This is a genomic window from Flavobacterium aeripolare (genome assembly GCF_013294025.1).
Classification (GTDB): Bacteria; Bacteroidota; Bacteroidia; order Flavobacteriales; family Flavobacteriaceae; genus Flavobacterium.
This window is the reverse complement of sequence record NZ_JABSNL010000002.1, coordinates 110511-133474: the sequence shown is the minus strand read 5'-3', so window position 1 is coordinate 133474 and position 22964 is coordinate 110511. Positions and strand designations below refer to the sequence as shown.

The following is a 22964-nucleotide window of genomic DNA, read 5'->3' as shown; positions in this document are numbered from 1 at the left end:
TTCTTTTACACTTACAAATTTTAAACATTCTGTTTTGATATCAAACGAAAATATATTGGCCATAGCCAAAAAAACCATCATGACTGAAAGTGAGTCGATTATAAAGCTCACAGACTTTTTAGATGATAATTTTTCAAATGCAGCGCAAGCAATCTATAATTCTAAGGGCAGATTAGTTGTAACAGGAATAGGAAAAAGTGCCATTATCGCACAAAAAATGGTTGCTACATTTAACTCAACAGGAACTCCTTCTCTATTTTTACATGCAGCAGAGGCTATTCATGGCGATTTAGGAATGGTACAAAAAGAGGATGTTATTATCTGCATTTCTAAAAGCGGAAATAGTCCTGAAATTAAAGTTCTGGTTCCGTTGCTTACCCGTTTTGGGAACACCCTAATTGCAATTACAGGGAACATGACTTCTTTTTTAGCCAAAGGATCAAAATACGTCTTGAATACGACCGTTGATAAAGAAGCTTGCCCAATCAATCTAGCTCCCACAAGTAGCACTACAGCCCAATTAGTAATGGGAGATGCACTTGCTGTTTGCTTGATGGAAATGAGGGATTTTAAACCCGAAGACTTTGCAATTTACCATCCGGGAGGCGCACTTGGTAAAAAATTATTATTACGTGTAAAGGATATGCTAGAACATACCTTGAAACCTATGGTTGCTCCCGATGCTTCTATCCAGCAAGTAATCTTTGAAATTTCAGAAAAACGATTAGGCGTAACTGCTGTTGTTGAAAATAACGCTGTAATTGGGATTATAACTGATGGAGATATTCGAAGAATGTTAAGCGAAAGAGATCACTTCAAAGATCTAGTTGCAAGTGACATCATGACTAAAAATCCTAAGTTAATTCAGGCAACAGATATGGTGACAGATGCCTTGAATACATTGGAAGATTTTTCTATTACACAATTGATCGTTGTTGAGAACAAAGAATACAAAGGAGTGTTACATTTACACGACATTTTAAAAGAAGGAATAGTATAATGGCAAAGAAAAACCAAAACGAGATGTCGTTTTTAGATCATCTTGAAGATTTAAGATGGCTGTTAGTAAGAAGTACAATTGCCATTATTATCATGGCATTTTTTACTTATTTTATAAGTGATTATTTATTTGATGTTATCATTTTTGGTCCTACAAGACCAACGTTTTTCACCTATGTTTATTTTTGTGAATTATCGCATTCACTAGGAATTGCAGAAACGATTTGCATCACCGAAATGCCATTCATCATCCAGAACACAGAGATGGAAGGACAGGTAAACACCTTTATCTGGATATGTATGTTAGCTGGATTTATCTTGAGTTTCCCTTATATACTCTGGGAAGTATGGAAATTTATTAGCCCAGCTTTATATTCGAATGAAAAGAAAAATGCAAAAGTATTTATCTTCTTTTCTTCACTACTATTTTTCATAGGCGTACTGTTTGGTTACTTTGTAGTTATCCCTATGTCGGTAAACTTTGTGGCTACTTTTACAGTGAGTTCTGTAGTGTTGAATCAATTTACACTAGACTCTTATATTGGGATGGTAAAAACATCTGTATTAGCAAGTGGATTGTTTTTTGAATTACCAATAATCATTTATTTTCTAACCAAGTTAGGATTAGTAACTCCGGCTTTTTTAAGAAAATATAGAAAATATGCAATTGTATTAGTCCTGATTATCGCGGCAATTGTCACACCTCCAGATGTGGTAAGCCAGACTATTGTTGCAATACCAATGTTATTAATCTATGAAGCAAGTATTTTCATATCAGTATTTGTTCATAAAAAAGAAAAAGAGTAAAGATGGCAGCTATTATCGAAGAATTTAATGAGTACCGTTCTAAAATGAACGAAAAATTGTTAGCAGATAACAATAAAATTGTGAAAAGAATATTCAATTTAGATACAAATGCTTATGCTGCAGGTGCACTAGATGTAAAAACTAAAGAGCTACTAGGACTAGTTGCTTCGGCAGTTTTACGTTGTGATGACTGCGTAAAATACCACCTAGAAACTAGCCACAAAGAAGGTGTAACTAAAGAGGAAATGATGGAAGCAATGGGAATCGCTACACTAGTAGGAGGAACAATTGTGGTACCACATTTACGTAGAGCATACGAATTTTGGGAAGCTCTAGAGGAGTCTAAATAATTGTTAATAGCAGGACATGTTGATTTGTTTATTCGTTAATTTGTATCGAATAAACAAATCAACTTTTACCGCTATAGTAGAATGATTTAAAACATAAAATATGATCTTAAGAGCTGATAATTTAATAAAAACATACAAAGGAAGAAGTGTTGTAAAAGGGATTTCTGTAGAGGTAAATCAAGGAGAAATCGTTGGGTTACTAGGACCTAACGGAGCCGGAAAAACAACCTCTTTTTACATGATTGTAGGTTTGGTAAAACCCAACTCTGGAAACATTTATTTAGATGATTTAAACATTACTGATTACCCTATGTATAAGAGAGCCCAACAAGGTATAGGGTACTTAGCACAGGAAGCTTCGGTTTTTAGAAAATTAAGTATCGAAGACAATATATTGAGCGTTTTGCAACTTACGAAGCTTACGAGAGAAGAGCAAGTTGCTAAAATGGAAAGCTTGATCGATGAGTTTAGTTTAGAACACATTAGAACTAACCGTGGTGACTTACTATCTGGTGGAGAACGCCGTCGTACAGAGATTGCGCGCTGCTTAGCTACAGATCCAAAGTTTATTTTACTAGACGAACCCTTTGCTGGAGTTGACCCTGTAGCAGTAGAAGATATTCAGAGAATTGTAGCACAGTTAAAAAATAAAAACATTGGTATCTTAATTACTGATCACAATGTTCAAGAGACGCTTGCTATCACTGACAAAACCTACCTAATGTTTGAAGGAGGAATACTTAAAGCCGGTATACCAGAGGAATTAGTCGAAGACGAAATGGTACGTCGTGTGTATTTGGGTCAGAACTTTGAACTACGTAAAAAGAAAATAGAGTTTTAATTTAACTACTAATCCCATGAAGCAAGATAAACCTTCACAAGAAACCTTAGACAGATGGCACCAAGATCCTAATAACTGGATTTTGGGGATTTTTTACTTCAACAGAGAAGATCCTAGAATATTTCCCCCTAAAAGGATTGCTTACCTAGGATGGACGGTTAACTTTGCAAATACCTATTCAGTATCCATTTTTTTAGCACTTATAACAACAGCTATACTCGTAGCATTCTTCTACAATTAATACACATTACTCTATAGTAATAAACTGCAGTTGCTGTAGATCACCGTTAAAGATATTAACATCTACATTACCTTCAATTCCAGGTAAACTGGCTCGCTCTGTAAATTGCCAGAACAGCCAATTATCTTGAATTTTTTCCCTGTAAAAATTATAGTTTGCAATCCAAAATAGGTAATCGCTAAACTCTTCTTTCAAAAAACTATCATAGTATTTCTCGCCAGTATAAATAATCGGTCTTACTTTATAGTGCGCTTCAACAGCTTGTAGCCATTTACGCAAACCTACTTTTAATTGCTCGATAGATTGATTTTTAGGTAATTGCTCTATGTCTAACACCGGTGGCAAATCTCCTTTTGACAGCTGCACTGATTTGATAAACAATTCTGCCTGATCTAGCGAGTTTTCATTGGGTCTGTAATAATGGTAAGCACCTCGAATAATTTTATTTTCTTTGGCTTGAAGCCAGTTTTTATTGAATTTTCTATCCAATCGATCATCACCGACAGTTGCCCTTATAAAAACAAAATTTATAGCATAAGTCTCTTCAATTGCACCTAGATCTTGCCACTGAATATTTCCTTGATACTCTGAAACATCTATTCCTAAAGCCTTGCCTTCATGCCTATTTAAGACCTGAAAATTACGCACATCAGAAAGTCGTTTTTCCTCCAACTGCTCTTTAGTGGGAACGTGAGATTTATAACCTAGATAATACAATAATCCCTCCCGATAATGATAAATCCCAAAAACGATGGCTGCAATAATAGCAAACGAAGCGATTACTTTAAGAAACAACTGCCTTGGAAAAAAGGACTTCTTTTTAGCTTTTTTATAAACGGGCTTTTTCCTGACTGTCTTTTTCCGCATTAAAAAGTTGCTTTTTTTGCTCTAGCATTATTTATTACAGATAGCAAAACATAACTAACGATCACTAATGCCACTCCTAGGTACTGAAAGAAACCCAATAACAACAATGAGAATAATAAAAATCCTATTTGCAATGCATTATCTTTTAGCGTAAACTTTTTAATTTTAAGCGAAAATAAAGGTACCTCAGCATTTAAGATGTAAGCACTTGCAATTGCAATCACTAGCAAGAACCATTGATTGGTAAGCACTTCTAATACAAGTATCGATTGAGAATATTTTAAAATTAAAGGTAGACTTAATATAAAAAGTGTATTAGCAGGTGTAGGTAATCCTATAAAAGATTCCGTTTGGCGGGTATCAATATTAAAATTAGCTAAGCGGTAGCATGACCCTAGGGTAACAATAAAACCCAGGTAATTCCATATTTCATGAGAGCCTATTTCGTGCTGGCTATTTTTCATCATAAAAAACATTACAAATCCTGGTACCACTCCACTTGTAACCATATCAGCAAGAGAATCTAACTGTAAGCCTAACGGACTTGCAACCTTGAATAATCTTGCAAAAAAACCATCAAAAAAGTCTAAGAAAATCCCTAGACACACAAAGTAAAAAGCTGCAAAATAGTTGCCATTTGAAGCATAGACTAAAGCAATACAGCCACAAAGCAAGTTGAGTAAAGTAATTAAATTGGGAATGTGCTTTTTAATATTCATGGTTATGTTATTTTAATAATAAGAAAGCAAATTTACTATTTTAACTTCTTGATATCATTCTTTTTTTTAGGAGATTTTCATTAAGCTGTGAGTAGTCTCAATACCCAGGCACAATCAACAACAGCAATAATTCAATCTTACAAATAACTATCAACCAACACATAACTCTAGCAAAATTTAAGTAATCATTTTTAAGCAATAAATAATTCTCACAGACTTAAAAAAGACGGAAGATAATTTAGGAATGTTATGTGCTACTTCTTGTTGATTTATCATTAAACATTTATCTTAGCACTAAATTTTACCAGTATGAAATTCACTACGCTTCTATTAGTAGCTTGTTGTATGTTAGGATTATTTTTTACTTCAAACATGCATAGTCAAGAAAGCCCCTTATCTCCTAATGCAAAGGTAAGCGTATTGACCTGCGGTACAGCCAACGAAGTTTATTCTCTTTTTGGACATACAGCAATTCGCATTTCAGATCCTGAAAACTTTCTAGATGTCGTCTATAACTACGGTGCCTTTGATTTTAGCACGCCTAATTTTGTATTAAAATTTGTTAAGGGCGACTTACAATATTTTGCAGCCGTACATCCATACAGCGATTTTATTAATGAATACACGTATGAACACCGAGATGTATACGAGCAAGAATTGCAAATCTCTTTACAATTGCGTCAAGAATTATGCAATAATCTAAAGCAATCACTTACCTCAGGTGACAGTTATTACACCTATAAATTTATCGATAAAAATTGTACTTCAATGGTTGTGGATATCATTAATAAATCCTTGAAACAAAATGTAGTCGTTAAAAAAGAAAACACAGACACCACTTACAGGTCTATCTTGTACCCGTACTTCGACAATCACTTTTATGAAAAATTAGGTACTAGTATTATTTTCGGGAAGAAAGTTGATCAGGACGGAACTCAAATTTTCCTTCCTTTTGAGTTATTAGAAAGCTTGAAAAAAGTAACCTTTAATGGCCAAAACCTAGCTCCTCAAACCACTCCCGTTTTGACATTCGATAAAGAAATACCAACTTCTTGGTGGAACAATCCCTATAGTTATTTAGCTGCTTTACTCCTTATATTACTTTTGAATATTAAAAAACTTAATCAATTTTACTTGTTACTTTTAAGTTTAATAGGACTCTTCTTTGTGTTTGCTGGATTTTATTCCTTCCACGAAGAACTCGCTTGGAATTACAATGTATTACTTTTTAATCCCTTGTTACTGCTGCTATTATTTTTCACTTTAACTAACAATTGCCGTTACATTTATAAACTAGCAGTGGCAAATTTAATCTGTTTATTAATCTATCTTGTACTATTAGTAAACAAAGCGCATTTACTTATTGTACTACCCATGATCGTTACAAGTGCCGTAGTACTGCTAAGAATTGCAATCAAAAACAAAAAACGCATCCCGATTATAATTTAACTAGAAAAGGAGGCTGTTTAAAAACATAATACCTATCGAATTTACTTCTTAAAGAAATCACGTACAACTATTGAAGTAAATTGTCTAGCGCCGGCATCGTTCATGTGTCCGCATGAGGAGAAGTACTTGTTGTCGATAACAGTATTCTCATAATTATGAATTTCCGGATAGTTCTTCTTCACTTTATCGAAATAACTCATTCCTACCACATTTTCACACATAGGAGTCATAACAGGAATAAAATTAATGTTATGAGCTTTGCATAGCGCTTTGATCTCTTCGTAAAACTTATTCTTTTTCAATGGGTTAAGATTTACGATATTGTTCTTCATATTCCCTTTTTTACCAACAGCTAGCGCATAGTAACCGCCATTAGAAGTTGCAGCGCTCTTTTTCTGGATGAGTGTATGAAATATTTCTCTACTACCTATTTTTGAATCAAATTTCAAATATCTGTAAAACGGAATGTAATACAATTCGTTGAAATTGGCCTCTTGCTCAAAATGATTTTTAATTACATTTGAATGGTGTATGTATGGTAAAAATTTAGCCGCCACTCCTTCAGACTGTTTGTCATTCGATAAATTCAAATCGGCTTCTAAAATCAAGTTTTTAATTTTATAATTGCATTCTATCATCAATTTAAGTAAAAGTGATGCTTCAAAAAGATGTCCGCCGCTCATTCCGTAATTAAAAGTTCTGAGTCCATTTTTCTCGAATATATCCGTGACAAAATGATTATTAGCTCTAGAAGAACCTAGGATTACAACATCATAAGAAGTTGCACTTGAATTAAACACATAAGCAACTTTATCTCTACTCTTTGATTTTACAAATACAGTAGTATAACCGTAATCAAGAATAGCGGCTATAATTAAGGTAACTGCAAGGATCTTTACTATAAAAATTAAAAATGTTTTCATCTTTTGAAAGCTAAATTTTAGAACTGAAAATAAATAAACTCTTTGTAATCAGAGAACGTGCCAAGTGCAATAATTGCGGCAATAGCCAACCCCAATTTCAAACCACTATTTTTACCAGATATGGGTTCGACACTAAATCTATTATTCCATTCGACAATAATAAAAACTACTACGATAGCAAGTAGTTCATAGTTGTATCGTTCGTTTGCAAGATACTGAGAAGCAAAATCTCCATTACTACACATTCTCTTGATGTATGCAACTGCGTCAGTTATCGTGTTTGCTCTAAAAAAGATCCATGCTAAACAAGCTAACATGAATGTATAGAAAATACCACCTATCTCTTTTAAAGAATTAAAATTCCACTTTAAGTCTACCATATCAATATTTGATCGGTTCTTATTTAAAAGTAAGAGCGGTAAAAAGTAGAGTGCATTGATAAATCCCCAAGCCAGATACGTCCAATTTGCACCATGCCAGAAACCGCTTAAAACGAAAATGATAAACACGTTACGTACTTGTTTAGCTTTACTTCCTTTGCTCCCTCCTAGCGGAATATACACATAGTCTCTAAACCAAGAGGATAGCGAAATGTGCCAGCGCCTCCAAAACTCAGCGATGTCTCGTGAAAAATAAGGATAGTTGAAGTTGCGCAATAAATCGATTCCGAACAATTTAGACATCCCTAAAGCCATGTCTGAATAACCAGAGAAGTCACCGTAGATTTGGAATGCAAAATAAATAGCTCCCAAGATTAGTGACCAACTATTCATTGCAGGATAATGATCAAAGATTGCGTTTGCATAGGTCGCACAACCATCAGCTATAACTACTTTTTTAACCAATCCCCATGTAAATTGATATACGCCTTCCTTTGCTTTTTCGAAATCAAAATTTCTTTTAACTTTTACCTGTGGTAATAAGTGCGTCGCTCTTTCTATAGGACCAGCGACCAAAAGCGGAAAATAACTAACAAAAAGGGAGTAATCGACAAAGTTATATTCTGCTTTGATCCTTTTGTAATAAATATCGATAACATAGGATAGCCCATGAAAAGTATAAAAGGAAATCCCAACAGGCAGCACAACATCTAATAAGAAAGGAGAAGATTTGAGTCCGAAATCAGTCAATAAAGCAGCGAATGAGTTAGCAAAAAAGTTATAGTACTTAAAGACTGCGAGAAAGCCTAAGTTGATACCCACACTTAACCAAAACCAAAATTTACGGGTAGCTACTTTTTGTGTTTTCTCAATTTGGATCCCTGTAGCATAATCTAAGAAAGTAGAAAAAACCAATAAGAATAAAAACCGCCAATCCCAGCAAGAGTAGAAATAGTAGCTTGCGAGAATTAGAATCAAATTCTGACTGCTTTTTGTTTTATTAAATACAAACCAGTATAAGAAGAAAACTATAGGCAAGAAAATTGCAAACGTCAGCGAATTAAAAAACATAAGGCAGCACTAATTTAGCTTGCAAATATACTATATAGCTATCGTTAATTTAAAAGTATGTTTGATATAAATATACCAAAAGAACCACAGGATGTAAGGGATCTAATTTATACGTATTTAATAGGTAGCAGCGATTAGTATTTGCTGTAAAACAAAAAAAACACAAAGGGTTACTTTGTGTTTTTTTTATACGTGAGAAATATGTTATTATTTTGCGTCTAGTGTTTCAAAAGTGGAATTCATACTTTTAAATTCAGGAACAATTTTTTTCATTTGGAACACAATAGCGCTATTATCAAATTTATTTGCGATAGCAATTAAATCATTAATCTCTGTATGCAATAGTGCAAATTCGCTTGAAAGTTCCTCTGCAATCATAATCTTGCTATGATGTGTAGGTATCGTCTTAGAGGTATCGTTCAATAATTCTTCGTATAATTTTTCACCCGGTCTAAGACCAACGATTTTGATCTCTATATCTTTATCAGGTATAAAGCCAGCTAGCTTAATCATTTTTTTAGCTAAATCTATTATTTTTACTGGTTTACCCATATCAAAAATGTAGATTTCCCCTCCATTACCCATTGCACCAGCTTCTAGAACCAGTTGACAAGCTTCTGGAATGGTCATAAAATACCTGATGATGTCTGGATGGGTGATTGTTAAAGGTCCACCAGCTGCTATTTGTTTCGTAAACAATGGAACAACAGATCCGTTTGACCCTAAAACATTTCCAAAACGTGTTGTAATGAATTTAGTTGCCAAGTCTAAGCCTTGTTCTCTACTACGTAATTGCAATGATTGCACGTATTTTTCGGCAATCCTTTTACTAGCTCCCATCACATTACTTGGGTTCACTGCTTTATCTGTAGAAACCATCACAAACTTTTTTACGTGATGTAAACAAGCTAAATCAGCTAGATTTTTAGTTCCTTGAACATTTGTATGAATGGCTTGCGCCGGATTGTCTTCCATTAAAGGAACGTGCTTGTAAGCTGCAGCATGATACACTACGTGTGGCTGGTATTTTCTAAATATTTCGTCAAGCGCTTCTCTATTTCGAACATCAGCAATTACACTGTAAATCTTCGTTTTGGTTTTTACATTTCCAATTTCTAAAGCCAAACTATGCAAAGGTGTTTCTGCTTGATCTAAGATAATAACACTCTTTGGGTTGAAATTCAACACCTGTCTCACAATTTCGCTACCAATAGAACCAGCACCACCTGTAATTAATATAGTCTTATCTTTTAATTGTTTGGATATTGAATTATTATCTAATACGATGGGCTTTCTATCTAGCAAATCTTCAATTTCGATTTTCTTAACCTTTTGAGAAATCTCTTTTTGATTTTCCCAGTTTGAAATTACCGGTACATTAAATACTTTGTAGTTGTGCTCTAGGCATTGATCCACTATAACCAGCTGTTCGTCTTTAGATAAACTCTTGTCTGCTATAATTACTGCGACAGCACCTACAGTTCTCATCAAGGTAGGTAATTTCTTTTTTTGAATAAGGATGGGTAAATCCAACATTCTCTTAGAAGCATTCTGGTTATTTTTATCTACAAAACCAACAATTTTAAAACGCGACGGACTCTCAAATTTCAATGCATTCGCCACTGAAATAGCATTAGCATCTGTACCATAAATTACTGTTCGAATAAGATTTGAAGACGTATTATCTGCAACGTACATATCAAAAGATTGCTTCACGATTACACGATATAGAAAGAGGCCACAAAACGATAACACCGTATTAATGAATAACCCTGTATTTAAAACAATTTTAGTATCAAAAAGTACAACACATATAAAATTGATGAAGATAAAAACTAAGAATACTGAAGACTGAGAGAATAAAATTTTAACAGCATCTACAAAAGAAGAATGCCTAACAATCCCAGAATAGGTACTGTAAAGCCAGAAGAAAAATATATTCAATCCAAAAAAGCTGCACAAAAAAAGCACATTATGATTAGTCAAGATATACTCTAAGCCAGTGCCTTTAAAAATAAGGTAGGTGAAAATAAATGCAAAAACCAATACAAAAACATCAAGCATAATAATAATCCACCTTGGCAGGTAGCTTAAATTGCTGATATTAAGTTTTAGTAGTTTCTCAAAAAACTTATTCTTGATCTGTTTTTTGAAATATTTCTTTACGTTGTTATCCATTGTATTCTAGTATGCCAATTAATTAAAATTATCAATTATTTTATACAATTAAATTTTAAATTTTAAAAGTTTCAAAAGGTATTCACCATATCCGGATTTTCTCAAAGGCTCTGCTAATTGCCTTAATTCTTGTTCCGTTATAAATTCTTGCCTCCAAGCAATTTCTTCAATACAACCCACTTTTAAACCTTGACGTTCTTCTAAGACCTGAACAAACTGTCCTGCTTGCATCAAACTATTAAAAGTTCCAGTATCTAGCCATGCCGTCCCGCGCCCTAGAATTCCAACTTTTAATTTGCCTTGCTCAAGGTACGCTTTATTAACATCAGTTATTTCATATTCACCGCGAGAACTTGGTTTAATATTTTTAGCAATTGCCACAACTGAATTGTCATAAAAATATAAACCTGGCACTGCATAATTAGATTTTGGTGCCGAAGGCTTTTCTTCGATTGACAGCGCTTTAAAATTTTGATCAAAATCCACTACACCATAGCGTTCAGGGTCTGATACATGATAAGCAAAGACTACTCCACCTACTGGCTTAGTATTAGAACGCAACAATTCTTGCATGTTTGCCCCAAAGAAAATATTATCTCCTAGAACAAGAGCGACGTCATCATCACCTATAAATTCTTCTCCAATAACAAAAGCTTGGGCTAAACCATTTGGAATAGCTTGCTCCGCATAAGTAAATTTGCAACCTATAGCTGAACCATTACCTAGCAACTTTTCAAAATTAGGCAAATCATGTGGTGTTGAAATAATTAAAATTTCATTGATCCCTGCCATCATTAAAGTAGACAATGGGTAATAAATCATCGGCTTATCATAAACCGGCATCATTTGTTTGCTCATCGCTAAGGTAAGTGGGTGTAAACGTGTTCCCGATCCTCCTGCTAATATAATCCCTTTCATAGTAGTGCTAATTTGACGAATTACTTCGAATTTCTCTAATTAATTACTCTTTTATAAGTTAATGAAGCTGTTCCAAAGTTAACTAAAATACCTAATTCCAATTTTGTGCATTTTAGATAATTTTTCAACTGCGAGTGAAATATAATTGGCATTTGTGATACTGCTTTAATCTCTACAATAATTCTATCATAGCAAACAAAGTCAGCTCTATACTGCTTCTTTAATTTCTGACCATCATAATATAAATTTAATTTTACCTGCCTTTTAAAAGGGATTTTCAAAATATGAAATTCCCTTTATAATGCCTCTTCATATACTGCTTCCAAAAACCCAACTCCTAATACCCGATGTACTTTCATACACGCTCCAATAATGGCATAACTTTCTTCTTTGTAAATTATTTTGTCGGTTGTATCCATTATTGAAATTCGGATTAATTCGAACTAAATTTGTTTTATTTCGCGTATTGTTTCTCGTAATAAGTAGCGTAATCTCCTGATGTAATGTTATCCAACCAAATTTGATTATCTAAGTACCAATTCACCGTTTTCTCTAATCCTTGTTCAAAAGTTACTGACGGTTTCCAACCTAATTCTTTATTTATTTTAGTTGCATCAATGGCATAACGTAAATCATGTCCTGGACGGTCTTTTACATACGAGATTAATCGCTCCGAGGTTCCTAGCTCACGACCTAATTTCTCATCCATGATTTTGCAAAGCAATTTAACCAAATCGATATTTTGCCATTCGTTAAAGCCACCAATGTTATAGGTATCGTGATTTACTCCTTTGTGAAATACTAAATCGATAGCAACAGCATGATCTTCAACAAATAACCAATCACGGGTATATTTACCGTCACCATAAACAGGTAAAGGTTTGTTTTGAATAATATTATTAATAAATAACGGAATCAATTTTTCAGGAAAATGAAAAGGCCCGTAATTATTTGAGCAATTGGTCAAAACATAAGGCAAACCATAAGTTTCTCCATATGCACGAACAAAATGATCTGAACTTGCTTTTGATGCAGAATAGGGAGAATTAGGATCGTAAGATGTCGTCTCCGTAAACAAACCTTCTGCGCCTAAACTTCCGTAAACCTCATCTGTACTAATGTGATAGAACCTTTTTTCATCCATATTGTCTTTCCAAATTGTTTTTGCAGCATTTAGCAAGTTCATTGTACCAATAACATTTGTTTTTACAAATGATAGTGGATCTGTAATAGAACGGTCAACATGTGACTCTGCCGCCAAATGTAGCACCCCATCAAACTGATGCTCAGCAAATAAAGAATCGATAAAAGCAGCATCAACAATGTCCCCTTTTATAAACGTGTAATTCGGTTCGTTTTCAATATCTTTAATATTTTCTAAATTACCCGCATAAGTTAAAGCATCTAAATTAAATATTTGACACTCTGGATATCTTTTTACAAAACGACGTATCACATGTGAACCAATAAATCCAGCACCCCCGGTAATTACTATTTTTTTCATTTCTTTATCTCTTGTATTTTTCAAGTTTACAATTTAAAATTGAACTATTAAACAGTTTTTTAAACTTTCTTTATAATTAGGCACCGTAATACCATAAACTTCTTTAATCTTTGATTTATCTAACAGTGAAAAAGCAGGACGAGCTGCAGGAGTTGGATAAGATGATGTAGGTATACCTTTCACTTCGCATTTATCTCCCGTAATTTCTTGAATTGCTAACACAAATTCACACCAACTTATTGCGCCTTCATTTGAATAATTGTAAACTCCAGGAATCCAATTATCATGTTGCAATATATCCATCATTACTTGTGCTAAATCAGCCGCGTAAGTAGGAGAACCTATTTGGTCATCTACCACACCTAAACTATTACGTTCTTTAAGCAAGCGTCTCATTGTTTTGACAAAATTGTTACCAAAACGACTATATACCCATGATGTTCTAATAATTATTACATTAGAATTGATAGACAAAGCTGCTGTTTCTCCAGCACGTTTAGTCATCCCATAAACATTGATTGGATTAGTCAATGCATCCTCTTTCAAAGCAATCGATGATGTTCCATCAAAAACGTAATCAGTTGATATATGAATTAACTTAATGCTATTCTCTGTTGCGTATTTAGCTAAGATACTAACAGATTGATGATTTACAATGTCTGCTAATTCATTCTCTGTTTCTGCTTTATCCACAGCAGTGTACGCCCCGCAATTTAAAATGATATTAGGCTGAATATTCTTCAATTGTTCTCCTAACAAATTAATTTTATCCAAGGATACTTGCGTTCTATCTGCAAAGAACCATTCAAATTGTGGATAATTCTTAGACAAAACTTTGAATTCAGAACCTAACTGTCCTGTTGCTCCAGTAACTAAAATTTTTTGCATTAAAACTTACTATTGCATTCGTTAATAAATGGTAAAATTTGATCTTTTTCAGATACTATTGCATTAATTGGATTCATACCCCAATCAATTCTTAATGATGGATCATCATATTTTATACCGCCTTCAGATTCTTTATTATAAAATTGATCACATTTGTACATAACAGATGCCGTTTCACTAATTACTGAAAAACCATGTGCAAAGCCCTGAGGAACTAGTAACTGTTTTTTATTATCTGATGAGAGTAAAATGCTAAAAGCCTTTCCAAATGTAGGCGATTCCTTTCTTAAATCTACAGCTACATCAATAATTTCCCCCTCTAAAACACGCACTAATTTAGTTTGAGCATAAGGCGGATTTTGATAATGCAATCCTCTTAAGGTACCTCGTTTTGAAAAAGATTGATTATCTTGAACGAAATCAATATTGATCCCTAATCCCTTAAACTTAATTTCACTATATGATTCAAAAAAAAATCCACGCTCATCACCAAAAACAGTAGGCTCAATTACAATAAGGTCTTCTATAAAAGTATTTTCAATTTTCATTTTCGTTATAATTCTTTATTTTTAAAAAAAGCAGTAACAGAAGATCTAATACGTTCCCTATCTTCATTTGTTAAGTTAGAACCAGAAGGCAAACACAAACCATTTTCAAATAAACGTTGCGACACAGTGGCTCCATAGTAGGGATAGTGCTCAAATATAGGCTGTAAATGCATCGGCTTCCATAAAGGACGTGATTCAATATTTGCTTCATCTAAGAATAGTCTAAGTTGTTCACTTGTTACTCCTATTTCATTATTACCATCAATTTCGATAGCACTCAACCAATAATTTGAGAAAGAAATATTTTCGTCTGTTTTAAAGACAGTCACAGCAGGTATATCTTTAAATAAATTCTCATAAAAAGCATTCATTTCTCGACGTAAGCCAACATGCTTATCTAACACTTCCATTTGCCCACGGCCTATACCTGCGCAAATATTACTCATACGATAATTATATCCTATTTGGCTGTGTTGGTAGTGAGGCGCGTCATCTCGAGATTGAGTTGCAAAAAAAACAGCCCTATCCTTTAATTCTTTACTCTTAGTAACTATCGCACCACCTCCAGATGTTGTTATAATCTTATTACCATTAAATGACAATACACCTATATCACCTAGAGTACCGCACTTTTGTCCTTTATAAGAACTTCCTAAAGCTTCGGCACTGTCTTCTAAAACCGGAATATTGTATTTTCTAGCAATAGCATTAACCTCATCAACTTTATATGGCACACCATATAAGTGGACTGCAATAATTGCTTTTGGAGTTTTCCCTTTAGCAATTCTGTCTACAATTGCCTCTTCCAAGGCAACTGGACAAAGATTCCAAGTATCTGATTCACTGTCTATGAATACAGGCGTTGCCCCTAAATATAATATAGGATTCGCTGAAGCTGAAAATGTCATACTTTGACAAATCACTTCATCGCCGGCCTTAACACCTAGCAATATTAAACCTAAATGTATGGCAGCAGTTCCTGAACTTAAAGCACCAACATGTGCATTATTATCTAAATATAATTCTAAATCTTTCTCTAAGCCATTTACATTAGGCCCAAGAGGTGCTACCCAATTAGTATCAAAAGCTTCTTGTACAAATTTTTGTTCACTTCCTCCCATATGTGGAGATGAAAGCCATATTTTTGAGTTATTCATGTTCTTGATTATATTTTATTATTTTACCAGGATTTCCTACTACAACAGCATAGTCGGGTACATCTTTCAAAACGACAGATCCTGCTCCAATTGTACACCACTTGCCAATTTTCACACCTTGAATTACACAAGCTCCAATTCCTATTTGAGTACCTTCACCAACATTTACATTTCCTGCAAGAGCAGCATTAGGAGATATATGTACAAAGTCCTCTATTACATTGTCATGTTCTATGACAGCACTGGTATTAACTATACATTGTTTACCAATTCTTGTATCTGGATTAACAATGGCTCCTGCCATTATAACCGTACCATGAGCTATACTTACATTAATTCCTATGATTGCATTAGAATGAATTAATACTGGATAATTAAGATTGCTGTATTTGCTACTTATTTTTTTTCTTATTTTGTTATTTCCTATTGCAATGAAAAGTACGTCATCATCATTAAATTTTATTTCTCTAACAATATTAATTCCAAAAATTTTATCTAAAATAGGATTTTCGTCTATTATTGATGTAATCTCATATGAATTATTATTATTTTTTATAACATCTATTATAACTTTGCAATGTCCACTTCCACCAAATAAGTACATTTTAATTTCCTTTAAATGCTTCTGCAGTTGCCTGCCCTTGCATGTTTATACCTTCACTAATAAATACTTTCTTAATAGTCATAAAGAAAATCTTCACATCTGTAGCCATTGAAAAATTATCAACATACCAGACATCATATTCAAATTTTTTTTGCCAAGAAATAGCATTCCTTCCATTGACTTGTGCCCATCCTGTAATTCCAGGCTTGACCTCATGTCTCCTACTTTGAAAATCACTGTATAATGATAAATACTGCGGTAATAATGGTCGGGGACCTATCAAGCTCATATCTCCTTTTAACACATTTATCAATTGCGGAATTTCATCTAATGATGTTTTACGTACAAAAGCTCCTATCTTGGTAAGTCTCTCCTGGTCCGACAAAAGTAAACCCGAAGCATCTTTCTTATCGTTCATCGTTTTGAACTTTACGATTTTAAAAATCACTCCATTTAATCCAGGTCTTAACTGAAAGAAGAAAGGCTTTCCTTGATTTGCAAAATACAGACCTATCGTAACGATTAGCAATAATGGACTTAATAGCATTAAGCCAATAAGTGCAGCTAAAAAATCAATAACTCTTTTTACAATACCTTTATACATTAATTTCTATACTTTTATATTCTTTTAATAAAGCTTGCCATACAACGCTTTGCTCATAGTTTTCAACTATTCTTTTTCTTACATTTTTCTTCAAACTCATGTAATATTCTTCATCTACCATCATTTTTTTCATGGCTATAAAAATAGCATCAGCACTTTTTACAGGTATTATTATTCCAGTGTAGTCTTCTATTACAATTTCATTACAACCATTAATATTTGATACAATACTAGGTAGCCCCATAGCTCCTGCCTGCATAACAACATTAGGAAAGCCTTCTCTATAACTTGGAAAAACTAGAGCATTAGCTAAAGCAAAATATGGACGAACATCATTTTTATACCCTACCGATATGATTTTATTATTACTGTTAATTTCATCAACTGTTTTTGGAAGTAGGGGATCTAGATCATTCTCAAAACCTCCAACCAAAAGTAATTTGACATTGTTATATTCTGCACTTAAAATCTTAAAAGCTTGAACTAACTCATTCAACCCTTTGTCTGAAACCAACCTTCCTACAAAAATAAACACAAATTCACTCTCAAAAATACCCAATTGTTCCCTATTAACAACTTTGCTAGCAGCAACCTCACTATTAAAATAATCAGTGTTTATACCATTAGAACTACCATTTGCTATTACTTTTAATTTTAGGGCTCTACAAAATTTCTCTTTTATAATTATTTCTTTTAAACCAAATGAATTGGGATAAACTTTAGTAGCGCAGCCATAAGTAATTTTCTCAACAAAATTCAAAAGTCTTCTTTTATTACCTGTAACTTCGAGTAAAGGCAGGCCTGCTACAGTATGTAATCTATTGGGAACTCCTGCCATTTTTGCTGCAATCATCCCTACAGTTCCTGCTTTTGGTGTATGGGTGTGGACAATAAATGGCTTTTCTCTTTTAAAAATTCGAAATAAATTATAAACTGCTACAAGATCCCTAACCGGAGATATTACTCTAGTCATTTGAACTGGAATTACTGTAATATTCTCGTCTAAAGCTGTTTTCTGTAACTCTGAACCATCTGAGGAAATACCAATGACGTCATAGTAATCAGACATGAATTTACATTGCCCTTTCAGTAATATTTTTAAAGAAACTGGTACCGTAGTGATACGAATTAATTTTCTCATTCTTAATTTAATCTTAAATATTTCATACTACTTAAATTTGACCCAATCAAAATCCTTATATTTCAACTTTATACCAAGCATTTGTGCTGTGGTAGTTGACTTACTATCGATAACACTATTAGTGAAATCAACTTTAATGCGATCGTTTTTTAAATCATAAAATTGGATAGGCGAAATCTTACTTTTTTTCCAAAGCGAATTTTTAATATTAATGCGTCCTTGTACGCTATTTCTATTTAAATCTTTTTGAGAATCGAGTGACATGCCTATTGCAAAACCAGATTGATCGTCAGTATGATTAAGGATGTTTATTGAAATATCTTTAATTGTATGTCCATAAAAATTGTTTAAAGCCAATAAAATACCTCTATTTTTATTATTAAAGGTTATTGCATTAATGATATTTATATTTTGTAATTCCTCTCCGTTCGTATTAGGTTCAATATCTATGCCTGCCATAGGATTTATCCCATTAGTATTTGATATTAAAGGACTTATTATCTGTAAATTTATTGCAGAAATAACTGATATTCCATTTCTCCTATTATTGTCTAAAGAAGCATTTTCTATCACAATATTTATGTTGGGACCTTTTCCCGATCCAATATAAATGCCGTCTCCCCAACAATTTGATATAGTTGCATTATATACTTTAACATCTTCGCTACCTCTGATGGATATACCCATTCCCCATTCCCCTTTTGTACTAGTATGTAAATCTCTTTCTCCAATTATTGTAGGAGCATATAACGACAGATTACTAACATCGTGAATTCTTAATATTTCATAACTAGGTAAATTATTTCCAATTGCAACTAACTTTGAATTTTTAGGAAAAAGTAAAGTACTATTACTCTTCAATGTGAGACCTGTACTATTTATTAATAATGGGCAATTAGGAAAGTTAACTACAACATTATTATTAAGAACATCTTGGATAATGGCAGTGTAATCAACTTTTCCCTGTGTATTGAAATTTTCAGGTAATGCTTTGCTTAATTGAAAAGCTTTTGCATTTAAGGAATCAATTTTTTCTCCAACAAATTTTTCACTAAGACTATTGACCCTTTTATAATTTGAAGGAATTTTTAGTTTAGTATAACTTTGACTTATGCAGCTTACTTGCAAAAACAATAAAAAATAAAAACTACAAATTGACTTCATGTAAAATATTATTTAAATATATTGTACTATCCCTCTTATTTAGATACTCATCAAATAAAATTCTATTAGATAAAGAGCATTGACTTAAACTTCTTTTTAATGCATTAAAAATACTAATATCAGTAGTTTCAGTGGCTACTATAATACCAGGAATTTCAGTTATACCTCCCGCACAATTTGTAGAAATGACATTCACGTTCTGAGACATCATTTGTAGCAATACATTTGGGAAACCTTCAATTCGTGAAGAAACAATACATAAATCTGCTTTTCTAAAAAAAGGATAAACATTTGATTGAAATCCAAGTAAAAAAACATTGTCACTTAAATTCGAAGCTATTATTTGAGCCTCTAGTTTAGCTCTCTCAGGTCCCTCTCCTAATATATATAGACAAATATTGGGATTATAAGTTTCAATAAGTAACTTAACACTTTTTATCAAAATGTCAAAGCCTTTTTCTTGAATGAGTCGACCAGCTGTAACAATAATTTTATTTTCTTTCTGATTTTGATCGAATGTGGTTATGGTATCTAATGAACACTTTGCTATCATTTGTATATTGATAGGATTGTCCATCACTTTAATATGTGTTCTACTCTCTAAGTACGGTAAATTTTCAACTAATTGATCCTTCATGAATTTAGTTTGACAAATTAAAAGATCTACTTTTTTATAACCAATCCAGTATAAAAACTCATAACTTTTTTTCTTTAATCCTGTGAATCTTTTAAAAATTGAAGTTGACTCCCGACAGACTACTTTTTTAATTTTTAAACAGTGGAAATAATTTAAAATACCTACTAAAGATGTACAAGCTACGTGTGACGTAATAGCTAACGTATATTGCTTCCGGATAAAAATCATTTTAAGAAAAAATTTAAGAAAGCCTCTTTTCTCACTTTTCTGATCAACTATAATATAGGTTACGTTTGCGATATCATTCCAACCTCCATCAGTGAAATATTTTAAGAAGAACACATCAATGTCATAATTCTTCTTGGCTAAGCCTTCTACAAGCATCAACAGCACCTGCTCAGCTCCACCTAATTTGTTATTAGGTAGAACAATTAAAGCTTTATTTTTTAGCGACTTGTTCATGAATTGGTTTTCTTGTTTTAGAGATTTAAACTTGTCATTATACTACTATTTTATAAATAAAATATAGACGCAAATATTTGAAAAACAAAAAATTATACATCTTTTATTAACACTATATCTTTTATCAAACAACTACATTCAAAGTTAAACATGCAATCTATTGGGATTTTAAGGCACATTATGAGAATAAACAATTATGTTATAACAATTATTATTAATTCAAAATCATACTAATTTACTAAAGCTATCATGAACTTTATTAGCGATGATGTTAACATCAAAATTATTTAAGATTGCACTACGACCATTGTTTGCAAATCTATTTTGCAAAGTTTTCGACATTATAATTGTTTCAATTGCATCTACCCATTCATCATTATTACTAACTCCGAACCCAATCTCTCCTAATTTTAGCACATCATTATTCATACCTACAGCAGAGACTACAACGGGCAACTTTCCTGCCATGTAACATAACATTTTGTAACTACATTTTCCCCTAGTTTGAATGTTATCCGGTAAAGGCATAATCCCTAAGTGACAGTTTTTAATAGAGCTAAATTCAATTTCCTCAGACCAATAAGAGAACTCAAAGTCGCCATACTGTAACAATTTAAAATCAGGTGGAGAATTCGATATTATTTTAATTTTTACAAAATCAAATTTGTCGACTATAACTTTCAGTGCTTCCTCCATCTCGTAAACAAAAGGATAACCTGAACTACTACCTGTCCATAAAATATAAAAAATATCATCGTTAGATGTTTTTGGAGTAGAATCATAACGAGATAGATCGACAGCTGTTGGTATAATGTCAATATTCTTATTAAAATTAGAGAAATAATCAGCTAAAAAAATGTTTCCACAAATTACTCTATCTGCCTTCATCGCGATTTTCTGCGCAAATATCCCTCGATTCTTAACAAAAATCGCATCATCAACATCAAATATCAATGGATTTTTTAAAAATCTTTCAAAAGTGTAGTGCTTAGAAAACATTACCTTCTGCAGCCAAGTCACATCTGCATCTGGTTGCATCAAAACTTTTAAAGCATTTTCAGTAAGATTTTTTGCAGCCCAAATAAGTTGATTGTTTATACCCGATGGAGGAAAAGCTCCAGCGCTAGAAAACATCTCACTAACAGTGACGTTCTTCTTCTCAAGGTAAGGTACAAGCTGTCTCACTCTATATCGAGCACTAGGCGTAAGGTATCCTGTCGTGTATGCATTAACTTTCATTGGAACTTGTATCTAAATGATTACTATAAACGATATAAAACGGTATAAAATATATAAATCTAATGTATAATAAAACAGGATAGCCTATTTCAAACAGTAGCGTAATAAATATAAAAAAGTAAGCTTCTCTATTGTTGCAAAGATTGTTTTTTATTAATAGAATGAATCCAAAATAAATACCAAACATCAAAAAAATAGAGCCGCGAAGAAAATAGAGAATAAAACCTGAATCACTATAATATAACTTATCTGAATAAGTAAGACCTAATGGAGAAAAAGGGTTACTTAGTATATAATCCATAGTAACTTGTAATGGTGAAGCTGATGAATAACGACCTTGTAAACCGTTTTTATCACTAGATAGAATTGAAGATATGTCGAAATTTTTTAAAAATAAAATGACACTATCATCTATAAAACCAAAATAGATAATTATTAAAATCACCAACAAAGCAAAATAAATCAAACTAGACTTATTTGACACAAACAATTTAAATAAAATCAAAAAAGAAAATGAAATAAAAACTAATGCACTGTTAGATCTAATAAATAATAGTAACAACAAGAATAAAACTGCTGTCAATAAGTAAATATTTTTTTTAAAACTTTTATAGGCCTTGATATTTAAATAGAAAAAAATAAAAAGAAACAGTGCAGCAATAGAATGTGTTGCAAACGTAGCAACTGGCTTAAGACCAGATAACATATTAGGTAACAAAGCATCGTAACCTGCAGTATAATGATCTAGAATAAAATTTAGTATGGGAATAACTCTAAAAATTATTCCAAAACCTAAAGTAATTATTAAATAACTACATATGAGAAAGAAGAAATTAATACTCTTGTTAACTTGTATATTCTTTAGATCCAGCAAAAACAGACAACTAAGGAATAAAAAATTTGGATAGATCCCAAAAGAATATGTTGAGAGAATAAGAGTACCGGATAAAGTAAAAAAAATAAGGCTACCATTTATTAACAAAAACAAGATTACGTTCGACTTCGTTAATCTCTTTTTTACAAAGATACTAAGGATAATAAATAAAAATCCGAAAGCTATAAATGTAAGAAATGAATTCATAACCCCTCCAGCAGAAGTGGGAGAAAAGACTCCAATGAAGAGCAAAACGACAAAGGTCAAAGTATTCAATCTTTTAAAACTTGTGCCTTTAACTAAATTTAATTTTTCTTTCAATATTATTATTTAACCTTTTAATAGAACTAATTTTAAAACTTTACCTCTAATCAAATACCTGTTATAAATACAGTTTAA

The 22964-nt window shown here is 32.6% G+C and carries 23 protein-coding genes and 1 pseudogene; 6 read left to right on the top strand and 18 right to left on the bottom strand.

The window, feature by feature from the left end:
* The first annotated feature begins 34 nt into the window (after positions 1–34).
* From HNQ00_RS02855 to HNQ00_RS02835, 5 genes are all read left to right on the top strand, one after another.
* Positions 35–1000: a KpsF/GutQ family sugar-phosphate isomerase gene (locus HNQ00_RS02855; protein WP_173836831.1), complete on the top strand. Its 966-nt coding sequence runs from the start codon at positions 35–37 to the stop codon at positions 998–1000.
* Positions 1000–1806, top strand: coding sequence for a twin-arginine translocase subunit TatC (gene tatC, locus HNQ00_RS02850; RefSeq protein ID WP_173836830.1), 807 nt, complete (start codon positions 1000–1002; stop codon positions 1804–1806). The genes HNQ00_RS02855 and tatC overlap by 1 nt, the downstream gene beginning before the upstream one ends.
* Before the next feature lie 2 nt (positions 1807–1808).
* A complete protein-coding gene (locus HNQ00_RS02845) occupies positions 1809–2156 on the top strand; it encodes a carboxymuconolactone decarboxylase family protein (RefSeq protein WP_173836829.1) in 348 nt (115 codons plus the stop codon).
* Positions 2157–2256: 100 nt separating this feature from the next.
* Positions 2257–2997 carry an LPS export ABC transporter ATP-binding protein gene (lptB, locus tag HNQ00_RS02840; RefSeq protein ID WP_173836828.1) on the top strand — a complete coding sequence of 247 codons (741 nt, stop codon included), beginning with the start codon at positions 2257–2259 and terminating at the stop codon, positions 2995–2997.
* 16 nt (positions 2998–3013) lie between these two features.
* A complete protein-coding gene (locus HNQ00_RS02835; RefSeq protein ID WP_173836827.1) occupies positions 3014–3238 on the top strand; it encodes a DUF5808 domain-containing protein in 225 nt (74 codons plus the stop codon).
* A gap of 6 nt (positions 3239–3244) precedes the next feature.
* On the opposite strand, the gene HNQ00_RS02830 is transcribed toward HNQ00_RS02835, so the two are convergent.
* Positions 3245–4105: a glycoside hydrolase family 25 protein gene (locus HNQ00_RS02830; RefSeq protein ID WP_173836826.1), complete on the bottom strand. Its 861-nt coding sequence runs from the start codon at positions 4103–4105 to the stop codon at positions 3245–3247.
* A complete protein-coding gene (locus tag HNQ00_RS02825; RefSeq protein ID WP_173836825.1) occupies positions 4105–4824 on the bottom strand; it encodes a CDP-alcohol phosphatidyltransferase family protein in 720 nt (239 codons plus the stop codon). The genes HNQ00_RS02830 and HNQ00_RS02825 overlap by 1 nt, the downstream gene beginning before the upstream one ends.
* Before the next feature lie 309 nt (positions 4825–5133).
* Between HNQ00_RS02825 and HNQ00_RS02820 the strand changes: the two genes are divergently transcribed.
* Complete coding sequence (locus tag HNQ00_RS02820) at positions 5134–6273, top strand: lipoprotein N-acyltransferase Lnb domain-containing protein (RefSeq protein ID WP_254598428.1); 1140 nt, start codon at positions 5134–5136, stop codon at positions 6271–6273.
* 41 nt (positions 6274–6314) lie between these two features.
* Here HNQ00_RS02820 and HNQ00_RS02815 read toward each other — a convergent pair whose 3' ends face one another.
* From HNQ00_RS02815 to HNQ00_RS02740, 16 genes and pseudogenes are all read right to left on the bottom strand, one after another.
* Positions 6315–7196, bottom strand: a complete 882-nt coding sequence (locus tag HNQ00_RS02815) for a hypothetical protein (protein ID WP_173836824.1) — start codon at positions 7194–7196, stop codon at positions 6315–6317.
* Positions 7197–7213: 17 nt separating this feature from the next.
* Positions 7214–8647, bottom strand: coding sequence for an MBOAT family O-acyltransferase (locus tag HNQ00_RS02810; RefSeq protein ID WP_173836823.1), 1434 nt, complete (start codon positions 8645–8647; stop codon positions 7214–7216).
* Between the two features lie 207 nt (positions 8648–8854).
* A complete protein-coding gene (locus HNQ00_RS02805) occupies positions 8855–10825 on the bottom strand; it encodes a polysaccharide biosynthesis protein (protein WP_173836822.1) in 1971 nt (656 codons plus the stop codon).
* 48 nt (positions 10826–10873) lie between these two features.
* Positions 10874–11743, bottom strand: a complete 870-nt coding sequence (gene rfbA / locus HNQ00_RS02800; protein ID WP_173836821.1) for a glucose-1-phosphate thymidylyltransferase RfbA — start codon at positions 11741–11743, stop codon at positions 10874–10876.
* Positions 11744–11778: 35 nt separating this feature from the next.
* Positions 11779–12162, bottom strand: a pseudogene (locus HNQ00_RS16280) (GxxExxY protein).
* A gap of 35 nt (positions 12163–12197) precedes the next feature.
* Positions 12198–13247, bottom strand: a complete 1050-nt coding sequence (gene rfbB, locus HNQ00_RS02790) for a dTDP-glucose 4,6-dehydratase (protein WP_173837116.1) — start codon at positions 13245–13247, stop codon at positions 12198–12200.
* Between the two features lie 33 nt (positions 13248–13280).
* Positions 13281–14135, bottom strand: a complete 855-nt coding sequence (rfbD, locus tag HNQ00_RS02785; RefSeq protein WP_173836820.1) for a dTDP-4-dehydrorhamnose reductase — start codon at positions 14133–14135, stop codon at positions 13281–13283.
* Complete coding sequence (gene rfbC, locus HNQ00_RS02780) at positions 14135–14683, bottom strand: dTDP-4-dehydrorhamnose 3,5-epimerase (RefSeq protein ID WP_173836819.1); 549 nt, start codon at positions 14681–14683, stop codon at positions 14135–14137. Before rfbC ends, rfbD begins: the two co-directional genes overlap by 1 nt.
* Positions 14684–14688: 5 nt before the next feature.
* Entirely contained in the window at positions 14689–15840 is a 1152-nt protein-coding gene (locus tag HNQ00_RS02775) for a DegT/DnrJ/EryC1/StrS family aminotransferase (protein WP_173836818.1), read from the bottom strand.
* Positions 15833–16444, bottom strand: a complete 612-nt coding sequence (locus HNQ00_RS02770) for an acetyltransferase (protein WP_173836817.1) — start codon at positions 16442–16444, stop codon at positions 15833–15835. The genes HNQ00_RS02775 and HNQ00_RS02770 overlap by 8 nt, the downstream gene beginning before the upstream one ends.
* A gap of 1 nt (position 16445) precedes the next feature.
* A complete protein-coding gene (locus HNQ00_RS02765; protein WP_173836816.1) occupies positions 16446–17048 on the bottom strand; it encodes a sugar transferase in 603 nt (200 codons plus the stop codon).
* Complete coding sequence (locus HNQ00_RS02760) at positions 17041–18189, bottom strand: glycosyltransferase family 4 protein (protein WP_173836815.1); 1149 nt, start codon at positions 18187–18189, stop codon at positions 17041–17043. Before HNQ00_RS02760 ends, HNQ00_RS02765 begins: the two co-directional genes overlap by 8 nt.
* Positions 18190–18216: 27 nt before the next feature.
* A complete protein-coding gene (locus HNQ00_RS02755) occupies positions 18217–19353 on the bottom strand; it encodes a right-handed parallel beta-helix repeat-containing protein (RefSeq protein WP_173836814.1) in 1137 nt (378 codons plus the stop codon).
* A complete protein-coding gene (locus HNQ00_RS02750) occupies positions 19337–20452 on the bottom strand; it encodes a glycosyltransferase (protein WP_173836813.1) in 1116 nt (371 codons plus the stop codon). The genes HNQ00_RS02755 and HNQ00_RS02750 overlap by 17 nt, the downstream gene beginning before the upstream one ends.
* 225 nt (positions 20453–20677) lie before the next feature.
* Positions 20678–21691, bottom strand: coding sequence for a glycosyltransferase family protein (locus tag HNQ00_RS02745; RefSeq protein WP_173836812.1), 1014 nt, complete (start codon positions 21689–21691; stop codon positions 20678–20680).
* Positions 21681–22886, bottom strand: a complete 1206-nt coding sequence (locus HNQ00_RS02740; RefSeq protein ID WP_173836811.1) for a hypothetical protein — start codon at positions 22884–22886, stop codon at positions 21681–21683. Before HNQ00_RS02740 ends, HNQ00_RS02745 begins: the two co-directional genes overlap by 11 nt.
* Positions 22887–22964: the final 78 nt, after the last annotated feature.